The 12,854-nt window shown below is 63.5% G+C and carries 12 protein-coding genes; 10 read left to right on the forward strand and 2 right to left on the reverse strand.

The window, feature by feature from the left end:
• Nucleotides 1-242: 242 nt before the first annotated feature.
• On the reverse strand, nucleotides 243-413 hold the full coding sequence (locus LA321_RS08170; protein ID WP_156130737.1) for a hypothetical protein: 171 nt from the start codon (nucleotides 411-413) through the stop codon (nucleotides 243-245).
• Between the two features lie 66 nt (nucleotides 414-479).
• Between LA321_RS08170 and LA321_RS08175 the strand changes: the two genes are divergently transcribed.
• Complete coding sequence (locus LA321_RS08175) at nucleotides 480-2,408, forward strand: EAL domain-containing protein (RefSeq protein WP_042070281.1); 1,929 nt, start codon at nucleotides 480-482, stop codon at nucleotides 2,406-2,408.
• A 21-nt stretch (nucleotides 2,409-2,429) separates the two neighbouring features.
• Here LA321_RS08175 and LA321_RS08180 read toward each other — a convergent pair whose 3' ends face one another.
• On the reverse strand, nucleotides 2,430-3,356 hold the full coding sequence (locus LA321_RS08180) for a 1-aminocyclopropane-1-carboxylate deaminase/D-cysteine desulfhydrase (protein WP_042070283.1): 927 nt from the start codon (nucleotides 3,354-3,356) through the stop codon (nucleotides 2,430-2,432).
• An 86-nt stretch (nucleotides 3,357-3,442) separates the two neighbouring features.
• Here LA321_RS08180 and LA321_RS08185 point away from each other — a divergent pair, with 86 nt between their 5' ends.
• The 9 genes from LA321_RS08185 to LA321_RS08225 all read left to right on the forward strand — a co-directional run bounded on the left by LA321_RS08185 (nucleotide 3,443) and on the right by LA321_RS08225 (nucleotide 12,709).
• A complete protein-coding gene (locus tag LA321_RS08185) occupies nucleotides 3,443-4,309 on the forward strand; it encodes a type IV pilus biogenesis protein PilM (RefSeq protein ID WP_042070284.1) in 867 nt (288 codons plus the stop codon).
• Complete coding sequence (locus tag LA321_RS08190; protein ID WP_026455890.1) at nucleotides 4,309-4,902, forward strand: PilN domain-containing protein; 594 nt, start codon at nucleotides 4,309-4,311, stop codon at nucleotides 4,900-4,902. Before LA321_RS08185 ends, LA321_RS08190 begins: the two co-directional genes overlap by 1 nt.
• Nucleotides 4,902-5,549 (forward strand): type 4a pilus biogenesis protein PilO, encoded by a 648-nt coding sequence (gene pilO / locus LA321_RS08195; RefSeq protein ID WP_042070285.1) that lies wholly within the window; start codon nucleotides 4,902-4,904, stop codon nucleotides 5,547-5,549. The genes LA321_RS08190 and pilO overlap by 1 nt, the downstream gene beginning before the upstream one ends.
• The gene (locus LA321_RS08200; RefSeq protein WP_042070286.1) at nucleotides 5,542-5,871 is read left to right on the forward strand and encodes a SctD/MshK family protein; all 330 of its coding nucleotides are present in this window, start codon (nucleotides 5,542-5,544) and stop codon (nucleotides 5,869-5,871) included. The genes pilO and LA321_RS08200 overlap by 8 nt, the downstream gene beginning before the upstream one ends.
• 66 nt (nucleotides 5,872-5,937) lie before the next feature.
• Nucleotides 5,938-7,671: a pilus (MSHA type) biogenesis protein MshL gene (mshL, locus tag LA321_RS08205; RefSeq protein ID WP_026455893.1), complete on the forward strand. Its 1,734-nt coding sequence runs from the start codon at nucleotides 5,938-5,940 to the stop codon at nucleotides 7,669-7,671.
• A 92-nt stretch (nucleotides 7,672-7,763) separates the two neighbouring features.
• Nucleotides 7,764-8,654, forward strand: coding sequence for an ExeA family protein (locus LA321_RS08210; protein WP_042070287.1), 891 nt, complete (start codon nucleotides 7,764-7,766; stop codon nucleotides 8,652-8,654).
• Nucleotides 8,651-9,742 (forward strand): tetratricopeptide repeat protein, encoded by a 1,092-nt coding sequence (locus tag LA321_RS08215; protein ID WP_042070288.1) that lies wholly within the window; start codon nucleotides 8,651-8,653, stop codon nucleotides 9,740-9,742. The genes LA321_RS08210 and LA321_RS08215 overlap by 4 nt, the downstream gene beginning before the upstream one ends.
• Before the next feature lie 33 nt (nucleotides 9,743-9,775).
• Nucleotides 9,776-11,485, forward strand: a complete 1,710-nt coding sequence (gene mshE, locus LA321_RS08220) for an MSHA fimbrial ATPase MshE (RefSeq protein WP_042070289.1) — start codon at nucleotides 9,776-9,778, stop codon at nucleotides 11,483-11,485.
• Between the two features lie 3 nt (nucleotides 11,486-11,488).
• Nucleotides 11,489-12,709: a type II secretion system F family protein gene (locus tag LA321_RS08225; protein ID WP_042070290.1), complete on the forward strand. Its 1,221-nt coding sequence runs from the start codon at nucleotides 11,489-11,491 to the stop codon at nucleotides 12,707-12,709.
• Nucleotides 12,710-12,854 lie beyond the last annotated feature (145 nt).

The raw sequence follows: 12,854 nt of genomic DNA on the forward strand, positions 1-12,854 counted from the left end.
GGTTGCGTCATCTTAGCGCATTAGCAGAATCAACTTGAGACTGATGTATCAGATTTGAGGTTGCCGTTTGTAACTCACTGTAAGAAAACGGTTTTTAGGACTTGATTGAGTTTGATTTAATCGATGACCTGTCATAAGTGACAATTGCCTGGCTTATCCGAAACGCATTAAAGTAGCCCTGCGGTTTGACTCACCGTGTGTTCAATACTCCTGTATCTGTTTTTTGTCAGTAGCACAGAGTGTTAGTTTTGATATTTTGATATGAGTGTTCCTTTTGGTCCCTTTTCAGGGACCATTTTTCTCTCTGTCACTTCTCCTTTCTCCGGGCCTGCAGCCCACCATCTTTGGTATTCTTCCGGCACCTTGGTTATGCTCCCTGCGGCGTAAATTGCAGAAGCGGGATCTTCATCCATAGCTGCGGCGTGATCCCCACTGCTACCATGAGGCCACAAGGATGGTCCGGGCATACGGAAAAGCACATGAAACTGACTACACAGCTTGTCTCATTCATCACCCTGTGCGTGATCGCCGCCATGGCGACCGTGCTCATCGGCGGGGTCTTCAGCTTTCGTGAACTGGGCATGGAGCTGCAACAGAAGAAGGTCGACGCCCTGGTCGAGGTGATCGACGAGCAGCTGGATGTCAGCCAGAACGTGGATGCGATGAGCAACTGGCTGCCTACCCTGCTGCGGGCCGCCCATGTGGTCGAGCTGGAAGTGCGCCAGAACGATCAGCGGGTCTACTGGTTCCGCGATGTGCAACGCCCGGTCGATGAACAGCTGCTGCTCTCCTACAGCCATTCGCTTCCTCACCAGGCCGGCATGCAGGTCAATTTCCGGCTCGAGCGTCCCTTCAAGGAGGTGGAGTACTCCATCGAGGCGATGTCGGGCATCTCGTTTGGCATCTTCATCGTGGTGTTCGGTCTCTGGTACTCCATCCGCTGGTTGCGCCAGCAGTTGCGGGGGGCCGAGTTGCTGGGGATTCGTGCCCAGCTGATCCTGGATGACAAGCTCTCCAAGCTGGCTCACGACCCGTCCGAGGAGTGGCCGGTGGCCGCCAGTCAGGCCCTCGATCATCTGCTGGCCGAGCTGGCCGATGCCCGCAAGGAGCGCAGCCGTTTCGACAACTTCATTCGCAGCAACGCCTTTGTCGACAAGATGACCGGCATCGGCAATCGCCTGTTTTTCGACAACCGGCTGGAGAGCGCCATCATGGAGGCGAGCGTGATGAGCGGCGGCGTGCTGCTTATCGATCTCGCCTGTCTGGAGGAGCTGGAGGCCGAACAGTACGAGCAGCTTGGCCCCGACCTACTGGCTCAGGCGAGCGCAACCATAGGCGCCTTCGTGCGCAAGCACAGCGGCGCCCTGCAGGCGCGTTACGCCGGCCAGGTGTTTGCCGTACTGCTGCCCAACATGTCCGAGAGCGAGATGGTGGATAGTGCCAGCCAGCTGCTCAAGAGCCTGCAGCGCCTGCATTGGCCGGACGAGGTCAACCCCGAGACCGCCGTCTATCTCGGCGCCGTCTGCTACCGCTCCCAGGACAGCCTGCTCAAGGTGCAGGAGGAGGCCGAGCTGGCGCTCAAGAGCGCCCGCCTGCAGGGGCACAACGGCTGGTTCCTCTACGAGAAGCAGTTGGAGGAGGAGCAGAGCAGCAAGGGTTCGGTGCGCTGGCGCACCCTGATTGGTCGTCGCCTCGAGGAACATGGCATCGACTTCTACACCCAGGCGATCCAGCAGGATCGCGGCCAGGTGGTATTGCAGCAGGAGCTGCTCACCTATCTCCACGATGAGCAGGGGCGCGCCCTGCCAGCCGGGGTCTTCATGCCGATGGCGGAGAAGGTGGGGATGCTGCTGCAACTGGATCGGCTGGTGGCGGAGCAGACCTTGCAGCTCCTGCGCCAGCGCGCCGAGCACAGCTGCCCCATCAGCCTGACCCTGAGCGCCCAGAGCCTGCTTCATCGTGAATTCCAGCGCTGGCTCTTCTTCGCCCTGTTCCAGCTGCCCCGCAGCACCAACGAACGGCTGGTGCTGCAGCTGTCGGAAGCCCAGGTCACCCGTCATTACGAGGCGCTCAAGCGGCCGCTGCGCTCCCTGCGCATGCTTGGCTGCCGCTTGGCCATCGACCACGCCGGCCAAGATGTGGTGAGCACCCAGTACATCAAGGAGTTCGAGATCAACTTCCTCAAGCTGCATCCCAGCCTGGTGCGGGAGATCCACACCCGCCAGGTCAACCAGATGGCGGTGCGCAGCCTGGTGGGGGGCTGCGCCAACACCCCGACCCGGGTGCTGGCAGTGGGAGTGGAGAGCGAAGAGGAGTGGAAGATGCTGCGCCACCTCGGGGTACACGCCGGTCAGGGGCCCTGGTTCGCCGCGCCGGAGCGGCTGCTGATAGAACCGGTCGGCGTCTGAGTCGGGCGGCGCGAGCCGCCGTCAGAGACGCCCCTGCTCCTTGAGCCCCGCCAGCCCCTGCAGGCCGCCGGTGTGGATGAAGACGATCCGGCTGCCGGCCGGGATGCGGCCCGCTGCCAACTCGCGAAACAGTCCCCACATCGCCTTGCCGCTGTAGATGGGCTCGAGCGGCAGGCCGGTCTCGGCGCTGAAGGCCTGCACCCATTGCCAGAGCGCCGGGCTGAATCTGGCGTAGCCGCCGTCATGGTGATCCAGCGCGATCCGCCAGCCGGGAATCGTGGCCGCGGCCGGGTAGAGCCGGCACACCTCGTCGGCGATGAAGCTGCCCCCCTTGAGCACGGCGATGGCAAGGATCTGTTCCGGATCCCGCTTGCCCGCGATGAGGCCGGCCAGGGTGCCGCCGCTGGCACAGGGCAGCACCCAGAGATCCGGCGAGAAGGGGACTTCGTCGACCAGCTCGGCAACCCCCGGGATGGCGAGGGGGCTGCTGCCCCCCTCCGGCACTATCAGGGTGTCTGCGGCCGCAAACCGGGCCAGCCACTCGGGGTCATGTCGCCTGCGGTAGGTCTGCCGGTCGACAAAGCGCAGGGCCATGCCCCAGCGGCTGGCATCCGTCAGGGTGGGGTTGCCGATGGCCTCCGGTTCGCCCCGGATGATGCCGGTGGTGCGCAGCCCGTAGTGGTGGCCCGCCGCCGCCAGGGCATGGATGTGGTTGGAGTAGGCGCCGCCAAAGGAAAGCAGGTGCTGCTTGCCCTGTTCGCTGGCATGCTGCAGGTGATATTTCAGCTTGCGCCACTTGTTGCCCGAGATGGTCGGGTGGATCAGATCGTCCCGCTTGCACCAGAGTTCCACCCCGTAGTGGGCGAGCAGGGGATGCCGGATGGGTTGCAGTGGCGATGGCAGGGGGCTGTCCCCCTCCGTTGCCAGAGGTGTAAGGCTGTCTTGCAAGGGTGAGTCCGTCTTTTGCTGGAGGCTAATTCTCTGTTTATGTTAAGATTTCATGCTTTTTGCCAATTAATGACGGGGCGGTTTACATGAAACAACTGTTCAAACGGTCAACGCCAAGTCGCCAGGTGGGGCTCCTGCTGGCCAATGACAGGATCATGCTGGCTGCTGTCGCCAATCCCCCCGTCTTCGCCACCCGGACCATCAACGGACCGCACGAGTGGGGCCAGGCCGTCAATGAACTGTTCAGCCGTCATGGCCTCGCCAAGTCTAAAGTGCGTGTCGCCCTGGCCGCCAGCCTTTATCAGCAGATCCAGATCGACAAGCCCGCCGTACCCGAGGCCGAGATGGCCGGCGCCCTGCCCTGGGCTATCAAGGATTACGTCAGCGAACCCGTGCTGCAGCTCGCCATGGATTATGTCGACCTGCCCACGCCCCCTGCCGGTCAGCCGCGGATCAATGTGATCTGCCTGCCCAAGAGCCGGGTACAGCAGGTGGCGGAGGCCATCAACGGCGTCGCCACTCTGGATGCCATCGTCAGCGACGAGCTGGCACTCACCTCCCTCTACGAGGCCGACAAGGCGGTGCGCATGCTGCTGTGGCAACCCAGGGGGCAGGATCTGCAACTGCTGGTGTTCCATCAGGGCGGACTCTGCTTCTCCCGCCAGCTGCGCGGCTTTGGGGCGCTGACCGGAGAACAGGAGGAGCCGGATGCCCTGCTGCTCGATACCCTGGCGCTGGAGATCCAGCGCTCCCTCGACTATCTGACCGGTCAGCTCAAGCTGCCGGAGCTGGGCCAGATGCAGCTGGCCATCGCCTCCTCCTTCATCGGTACCCTGGTGCGCCACATGGAACAGACCTTCGGCATGGCCGTCTCCGCCATGGCCAACAAGGCGGTGCTGGCGGGGGTCGAGTATCTGTCTGCCTATGCCGCCGCCATCGGGGAGGATGCGTGATGAAACGCCAGATCAACCTCTACGGCGCCGAGTTTCGTCCCAAACGCCAGTGGGCCAGCCTCAACCAGATGGCGCTGGCCTGGGGCGCCGGCCTGCTGCTGATCCTGCTGATGGCTGCCGGCTATGGCTGGCAGCAGCAACAGGTCAGTCGGGCGTTGGCACTGGTCAATACCGAGCTGGCGCACAAACGTAGCGAGGCTCAGAGGCTCGATGCCGAGCTGGCCCGCCATCAGGCCGATCCCCGCTTGCAACAGCGGCTCACCGGTCTGCAGGAGGAGTTGACTGCCAAGCAGGGGCTGATGCGCCAGCTGGGCAGCCTGAGCCTGCAAAAATCCCTGGGGTATGCCAGCGTGATGGCGGATCTGTCGCGGATCCGCAGCAGCAACCTCTCACTGCAACGCATTGAAATCAACGAAGGGCGGTTCAATCTCTCCGGTTTTGCCGGGCGCAGCCAGGATGTGCCCGCCTGGGTCAATCGCTTCAAGCAGACTCCCAGTCTGGCGGGCCAGGAGTTTGGTGAACTGACCCTGAGCCGTGACAAGCAGGGTCGCCTGACCTTCCAACTCAGCGGCATAGCGCGGGAGAAACCCTGATGACCCTGAAAGAACAGTGGCAGGACTGGGGCCAGCGCATTGCCGCCCTGAGCCAGCGTGAACGGGTGCTGATCCTGCTGACCGGGCTGGTGGTGTTGGGGGCGGTTGGCTTCTATGGCTGGCTCGATGGCGCCGCGACCCGACTGCAGCAGGACCGCATGGCGCTGAACGCCGCTGAACGGGATCGCGAGATCATGGATCTGGAGAATCTCGGCAAGCAGGCTCGCCTCAAGCGAGATCCCGATCAGAGCGTTCGGGAACAGCTGGCGCGCACCGAGGATGAGCTGGCCCGGCTCGACGAGCGGCTCAAGGCCCAGACCGTGGATCTGATCCCGGCCCGCGAGATGCCGCAGGTGCTGGAGGCGCTGCTCTCCCGCTCTGCCAACCTGCACATGCTGGCCCTTAGTTCCCTGGAGCCGACCCCATTGATGGCTGGCGAGCAGAAGATCAATCTCTACAAGCACGGCATCCGGCTGCAGCTGGAAGGGGGCTATTTCGACGTGTATCAGTATCTCAAGGCACTCGAGGCCCTGCCGCGCCACTTTTACTGGAAGCGGTTCGACTACCAGGTGAAAGATTACCCGGGGGCCCAGGTGGAGATGGAGATCTACACCCTGAGCACCAGTAAGGAGTTCATTCGTGGCTAGATGGTTCCTATTGTGTTGCTGCCTGTTCGGTGCCCAGATCATGGCGCAGCCGACCGAGGTGTTGCAGGATCCCACGGCACCGCTGGCGGAGATGGCCGGTGGCTCCGCGGCCAGTAGCCAGGGGAGTGCCGGGTTGCCGAAATTGCAGAGCATAGTGCTGGGCAACGGTCCGGCACTGGCGGTGCTCAACGGCAAGAGTTACCGGATAGGACAGCAGATCGAAGGATATACGCTGGTGGCCATCCAGGCCGATGGTGTCGTGCTCGAGAAGGCGGGAAAACGCCACGCGCTGACACTGTTTGCCAGCAAGGTTCGGGTTTAATCCTGGCGGCCCCACAGGGGCGCCGGGTTTATCGCATTTAATTGCAAGTCAGGGTGCATTGATTACATGAAAACACACCGTCTCTGTCTGATCGCCGTGGCCATGATGGCCGCCGGCTGTACCACGTATCGACACCCTGAGCCCACCCAGGCCAAGGACGCCCTCAAGCAGGCCATGAGCGAACAGCAGAAGCAGGCCGCCCCCCTGACCACCTTGCCCGAATCGGTGCAAAGCGAATTGCTGCAGCTGAACCGGCCGCAGACCCCCGTGCCCATGCCGGAAAAACGGCTGCGCATCGCCGCCCACGACGTGGAGGCAGTCGAGTTTTTCGGCTCCCTGTTCAAGGGATCCCGCTACAGCGTGGCGGTGCACCCCGGAGTCTCCGGGCTGGTCTCCGTTGAGCTCAAGGACGTCACCCTGCAGGAGGTGCTGGCGGTGGTGGGGGACATGTACGGCTTCGACGTGCAGCGCAAGGGCAATGTGTTTCACATCTACCCGGCCGGCCTGCGGACCGAGACCATTCCGGTCAACTATCTGATGATGTCCCGGCGCGGCCTCTCCCGCACCTCGGTCAGTACCGGCGGGGTCACCTCCAACGACAATAACAACAGCAATAACAACAGTTTCGACAGCGCCAACAGCAACAACACCAGCACCAGCAACTCGTCCGGCAGCAACGGCAACTCGGACAACAGCAACGGCACCCGCATCGAGACCGACACCAACAGTGACTACTGGACCGATCTGCGTACCTCTCTGGAGATGCTGATCGGCACCGGCGACGGCCGCGCCGTCATCACCAGCCCGCAGGCGGGTCTGGTGACTATTCGTGCCTATCCGAAGGAGCTCAAGGCGGTGCGCGAGTTCCTCAACCAGTCCGAGAGCCACCTCAAGCGCCAGGTGGTGCTGGAGGCGCGGATCCTGGAAGTAGCCCTCAGCGAGGGTTATGAACAGGGGGTGGACTGGAGCGGTCTGACCGCCAGCTGGGGTGGCAACAAGGGCATTCCGACGGTGGCCCAGCCTATCCTGACTGCGCCGGGCAGTACCCCTGCTTACAACTTGCTGAATGGTGCCGGTTCGCTGGGAAGCAGCCTGGTTGGCGCGGCGAACCCCATATTCAAGGCGATTGGCGGTGGCGCCGGTTTCACCATCACGGATGGCAACTTCAACGTGGCGGTCAACCTGCTCAAGACCCAGGGGGATGTGAATACCCTCTCGAGCCCGCGGGTGACGGCGACCAACAACCAGAAAGCGGTGATCAAGGTGGGGACGGACGAGTATTTCGTCACCAACGCCTCGACCACCATCACCACCAACTCCTCCGGCGTTTCCGACAAGACCCCGAACGTGGAGCTGACCCCCTTCTTTTCCGGTATCGCGCTGGATGTGACGCCCCAGATCGACGAAGAGGGCAAGGTGCTGTTGCACATCCACCCCTCCGTCATCGATACCGAGGAGCAGAATAAGGTGATCGACATGGGGACCACGGGTGGCAAGCTGGAGCTGCCGCTGGCCAGAAGCTCCATTCGGGAGTCCGATACCGTGGTGCAGGCCAACAATGGCGACATCATCGTCATCGGCGGCCTGATGAAGACCGACAAGCAGGAGATCGTCAGCAAGGTGCCCCTGCTCGGCGATATTCCCTGGGTTGGCGAGGCCTTCACCAACCGCCGCGAAAGCACCAAGAAGGTGGAGCTGGTGATCCTGCTCAAGCCAACCGTGGTGGAGAAAGAGACCTGGCAGAACGAACTGCAGCGCTCCGCCGACCTGCTCGACAAATGGTATCCCCCCAAGGGGTGATGGCATGAGCGCGGATCCGGCTCTGTCCCATGATCTGGTGCTGGCGGGTGGTCTGTTGCAGGCCGCCCGGCCCGGGCGCGGGAGCTGACGGCATGTACCTGGAACATTTCGGGCTGCAGGAGGCGCCGTTCGGCCTCACCCCCAATACCGGTTTTTACTACGGCCTGCCTCCGCACGAGGAGGCGCTGCAGGTGCTCAACTGGGCGCTGTCGCAGGGGGAGGGCTTCATCAAGGTGACCGGCGAGGTGGGCACCGGCAAGACACTGCTGTGCCGCAAGCTGCTGGGGGAGCTAGGCTCGGAGGCGCATCCGGTGCGCATCGCCTGGTTGCCCAACCCGCATCTCTCTCCGGCCGAGCTGCGCATCGCCCTGGCGCTGGAGCTGGGTCTGTCGGTGCACGATGGCAGCGAGCTGGATATCACGGATCGCATCCATCGCCACCTCATCGCCCTGCATCAGCAGGGGAGCCGGGTGGTGGTGCTGATCGACGAGGCCCAGGCCCTGCCGGACGAGACCCTGGAGGCGATCCGGCTGTTTGGCAACCTCGAGACCGAATCGAGCAAGTTGCTGCAGATAGTGCTGTTTGGCCAGCCCGAGCTGGATAGCCGGCTCGGTAAGCCCCATCTGCGCCAGCTGCGCCAGCGGATCGGTTTCTCCTACTGCCTGCGGCCCCTGAGCCGGGACGAGACCCGCGCCTATCTGGAACACAGGTTGCAAGTCTCCGGCTATCGCGGCGCGCCGCTGTTCAGTCGCCGCGCCCTGACGCTCCTGTGGCGCGCTTCGCGCGGCGTGCCCCGACTTATCAACGTACTGGCGCAGAAGTGCCTGATGCTGGCCTATGGTCAGGGGGCGCGGCAGATAGCGCCGCGTCTGGTGCGCCTCGCCATCCGCGATACCGATGATGCGCGCAAGGGCGCCCCGGGTCGCTGGTGGCCCCTGTTACTGCTGCTGGGGTGCGCCCTGGCTTATGGAGTCTGGCAATGAGCGTGATCAACCAGATGCTTAAGGATCTGGAACAGCGTCAGCAAGGATCCGCGGGAGCTGCCGTCTATGTCGCACCGGCCCGCAAACTGGGCTGGTGGATGTTGCTGTTGACCCTGCTGTGCGGTCTGGCCCTCGGGATCCTCGGTTGGCGCACCTGGATCTACTGGCAGCAGACCCGGGCTATGAGTGTGGTCAGTGAACCCGTGGCGGCCGATGTGGTGGCCCGGGTGGCACCGTCACCAATGCTCGCGCCCGTCGAGCCGGAGCCCGCCGAGGTGGCGGCGACGCTGCCGTTGCCGCGTTCGGTCGCCGATGAGAATAGGGATGAAGAGTCGTATACCTTGTCCGAGCCCGCGTTTGATGAGGCTGATGAGGCCGGGGAAGGCGATGAGCCCATGCCCAGCGATGAGGAGTTGCAGCCGGATCTGCATGCCGAGCTGGCCGCGGAGCAGCAGGCGCTCGTCGAGCCACCGCGCAAACCGGGCGTGCTGAAGATCGAAACCGTCGAGCTCTCCCCGCAGGAGCTGGCGGTGCTGGCCGAGCGCAAGGCGACCGTCGCCATGGCCAAGGGCAACCTGAGGGATGCCCAGGACAATTACTATCAGGTGCTGGAACACGATCCCCACAACCAGGGGGCGCGGGAGCAGCTGGCGGGTCTCCTCTATGGCGAGGGTCGGCTGGCCGAAGCCCGCCAGTTGCTGGAGGAGGGGCTCAGGCTTGAGCCCCAGCAGGCGGATTTTCGGCTCCTGCTAGCCCGCCTTGCCATCAGCGAGGGCCAACGGCAACAGGCGCTTGGCTGGCTCGCCGGTTATCAGCCGGAGCTGGCCGCCAATCTCGATTATTACGCCACCTGGGCCGGGCTGACCCAGGAGCTGGGACGCAACGCCGAGGCAGCAGAGCTCTATGTGAAGCTGCTGCGCCAGCAGCCGGATCAGGGCCGTTGGTGGCTCGGGCTGGGCGTGGCCGAGGATGGCCAGGGCCACAGCCAGCGGGCGCTGGACGCCTATCGCAACGCCCTGCTCCATGGCAATCTGGGTGAGGCTTCCACCAGCTGGCTGGAACAGCGCGTCGCCCAGCTCGCCCCCTGACGGGCGACAGGGTCAATCAACTTCGGAGTTTCAATGGCACAACCCAGACTGAAAATGCGCCTCGGCGACCTGCTGGTTCAGGAGCAGATCATCTCGGATGATCAGTTGCAGCTCGCCCTGCAGCAGCAGCGTCAGACCGGCCGCAAGCTGGGCACCACCCTGATCGATCTTGGCTTCATCAGCGAGGTGCAGTTGCTGCAGTTTCTCGCCCGCCAGCTGGATGTGCCCTTCTTCGATCTCAACAACCTCACCATAGACGCGGCGGCGGTGGCCATGCTGCCCGAGGTACAGGCTCGCCGCTATCGGGCGCTGGCGGTCAACCTCAGGGATGACAGGGTGACGGTGGCCATGTCGGATCCGGCGGATCTGAGCGCCATGGATGCCATCGCCGCCCTGCTCAGCCCCCGCGAGATGGTGTTGGCGGTGGCGCGGGAAGGTCAGCTGCTGGAGTATTTCGACCGCCTCTATCGCCGTACCCGCGAGATCGAGAGTTTCGCCGAGCAGTTGCAGGAGGAGTACCAGGACACCGGCTTCGAGCTGGGGGCCAGCAACCTGGGGGCGGCGGATGAGGGGGAAGCAACGGTAGCCAAGCTGCTGCGTTCCCTGTTCGAGGACGCGGTGCAGGTGGGGGCATCGGATATCCATATCGAGCCGGACGAGAAGGTGCTGCGTATCCGCCAGCGGATCGACGGCATCCTCCACGAAAACATCCTCAACGAGGTGCGCATCGCCCAGGCGCTGGTGCTGCGCCTCAAGCTGGTGGCGGGGCTCGACATCTCCGAGAAGCGCCTGCCCCAGGATGGCCGCTTCAACATGAAGGTGCGTGGCCGCGATGTGGACGTGCGGATCTCCACCATGCCTGTGCAATACGGTGAGTCCGTAGTGATGCGTCTGCTGGATCAATCCTCCGGCATCCTGTCGCTGACCGAGACCGGCATGCCGCCGGAGATCCTGACCCGCTTTCGCCGCCAGCTCAAACGTCCCCACGGCATGATCCTGGTGACGGGCCCGACCGGGAGCGGCAAGACCACTACCCTCTACGGCGCCCTCTCCGAGCTCAATCAGGCGAGCCAGAAGATCATCACGGTGGAAGACCCGGTGGAGTATCGCCTGCCGAGGATCAGTCAGGTGCAGGTCAATCCCAAGATAGGGCTCACCTTCTCCCATGTGTTGCGCTCCACCCTGCGTCAGGATCCGGACATCCTGCTGGTGGGGGAGATGCGGGACAACGAGACGGTGGAGATAGGTCTGCGCGGCGCCATCACGGGTCACCTGGTGCTGACCACGTTGCACACCAACGATGCGGTCACCAGCGCCTTGCGCCTCATCGACATGGGGGCTCCCGGCTATCTGGTGGCGAGCGCGCTGCGGGCCGTGGTGGCCCAGCGCCTGGTGCGGCGGGTGTGCGAACACTGCGTCGAGGAGAAGGCGCCGGACGAAGGGCAGGCGACCTGGCTCACCGTGCTCTCCGGCGAAGCGCCTGGCCAGCACCGCTATCACAAGGGGCGTGGTTGCCAGAGCTGCAACTTCACCGGCTATTCCGGCCGGATCGGGGTGTATGAGTTGCTGGAGCTGGACCAGCCCATGATGGATGCCCTGCGCCGCAACGATGCGGAAGGATTCGCCAAAGCGGCCCGCGAACACGAACACTATCGGCCGCTGGCGCTGACCGCGCTCGATTATGCCCGCAAGGGAATCACCTCGGTAGATGAGGTGTTGAGGCTGGCCGAGGATCTGGGGTAAGCGATGACCAACTTTGCCTACAAGGGACGCGACAGCCAGGGCAATGCCACCAGCGGCGTGGTGGAGGCCGCCAACGAGATGGCGGCAGCCGAGCAGCTGATGCGCCGCGGGGTGATGCCCACCGAGCTGAAAGCCAGCAAGGCCAAATCGGCGTCCATCGACTGGTCACTGTTGCTGGAGGGGGGCGTGCGGCTCGAGGAGCTGGTGATCTTCAGCCGCCAGATGTATGCCCTGACCCGGGCGGGGATCCCGATCCTGCGCGCCATCGCCGGGCTGGAGGAGAGCACCCACAACAAGCCCCTCAAGCGGGCGCTGCACGCGCTGGGGGAGGATCTGGGCAACGGCCGGCCGCTGTCGAGCTCGATGCAGGCCCATCCCAAGGTATTCAGCAGCCTGTTCGTCGCCATCATCCATGTGGGGGAGAACACGGGTCAGCTGGAAGAGGCCTTCCTGCAGCTCGCCACCTATTTCGAGCTGGAGCTGGAGACCCGCAAGCGGATCAAGACCGCCATGCGCTACCCCAGCTTCGTGCTGATTGCCATCGGTATTGCCATGGTGATCCTCAATGTCATGGTGATCCCGGTGTTTGCCGGCATGTTCGCCAAGTTCGGGGTGGAGCTGCCGCTGGCGACCCGGATCCTGCTCGCCACCTCCCACTTCTTCGTGCACTACTGGTGGCTGCTGATCGCCATCCTCAGTGCCATGGTATTCGGCTGGCGACGTTGGACCGCCAGTGAGAAGGGCAAGCTGACCTGGCACAGATGGCAGCTGAAACTGCCCATCGTCGGCACCATCATAGAGCGCTCCCTGCTGGCCCGTTTTGCCCGCAGCTTTTCCATGATGCTCAAGGCCGGGGTGCCGCTGAACACGGCGCTGACTCTGGTGGCCGACGCGGTGGACAACGCTTACATGGCGGGCCGGATCCGTGATATGCGGGCCGGCATTGAGCGGGGCGAAAGCCTGCTGCGCACCGCCGGTGGCAGCGGCCTGTTCACCCCGCTGGTGATGCAGATGATCGCCGTGGGGGAGGAGACAGGTCAGGTGGACGATCTGCTGCACGAGGCAGCCGAGTATTACGAGCGGGAGGTGGATTACGACCTCAAGAGCCTCACCGCCCGCATCGAACCCATCCTGATCGGGATAGTGGCGGTCATGGTGTTGATCCTGGCGCTCGGTATCTTTACGCCCATGTGGGACATGATGCGGGCCGTTCGCGGTAAATAAGCGCATCTTCACGGCCATATGGTGAGACATGATGCGGGCCGTTCGAGGTCAATAGGCCGCATCTTTACGGTCATATGGTGAGACATGATACGGGCCGTTCGAGGTCAATAGGCCGCATCTTTACGGTCATATGGTGGGACATGAT

Origin of the sequence: Aeromonas enteropelogenes, from assembly GCF_020097295.1 — a bacterium.
In the GTDB taxonomy this organism is placed as follows: domain Bacteria; phylum Pseudomonadota; class Gammaproteobacteria; order Enterobacterales; family Aeromonadaceae; genus Aeromonas; species Aeromonas enteropelogenes.

What these genes read in the sequence shown, in the direction of transcription:
- LA321_RS08190 (WP_026455890.1), top strand. Translation starts at nt 4,309, where the DNA reads ATGAAACGCCAGATCAACCTCTACGGCGCCGAGTTTCGTCCCAAACGC.
- LA321_RS08185 (WP_042070284.1), top strand. Translation starts at nt 3,443, where the DNA reads ATGAAACAACTGTTCAAACGGTCAACGCCAAGTCGCCAGGTGGGGCTC.
- mshE (WP_042070289.1), top strand. Translation starts at nt 9,776, where the DNA reads ATGGCACAACCCAGACTGAAAATGCGCCTCGGCGACCTGCTGGTTCAG.
- pilO (WP_042070285.1), top strand. Translation starts at nt 4,902, where the DNA reads ATGACCCTGAAAGAACAGTGGCAGGACTGGGGCCAGCGCATTGCCGCC.
- LA321_RS08170 (WP_156130737.1), bottom strand. Translation starts at nt 413, where the DNA reads ATGGATGAAGATCCCGCTTCTGCAATTTACGCCGCAGGGAGCATAACC.
- LA321_RS08210 (WP_042070287.1), top strand. Translation starts at nt 7,764, where the DNA reads ATGTACCTGGAACATTTCGGGCTGCAGGAGGCGCCGTTCGGCCTCACC.
- mshL (WP_026455893.1), top strand. Translation starts at nt 5,938, where the DNA reads ATGAAAACACACCGTCTCTGTCTGATCGCCGTGGCCATGATGGCCGCC.
- LA321_RS08215 (WP_042070288.1), top strand. Translation starts at nt 8,651, where the DNA reads ATGAGCGTGATCAACCAGATGCTTAAGGATCTGGAACAGCGTCAGCAA.
- LA321_RS08175 (WP_042070281.1), top strand. Translation starts at nt 480, where the DNA reads ATGAAACTGACTACACAGCTTGTCTCATTCATCACCCTGTGCGTGATC.
- LA321_RS08225 (WP_042070290.1), top strand. Translation starts at nt 11,489, where the DNA reads ATGACCAACTTTGCCTACAAGGGACGCGACAGCCAGGGCAATGCCACC.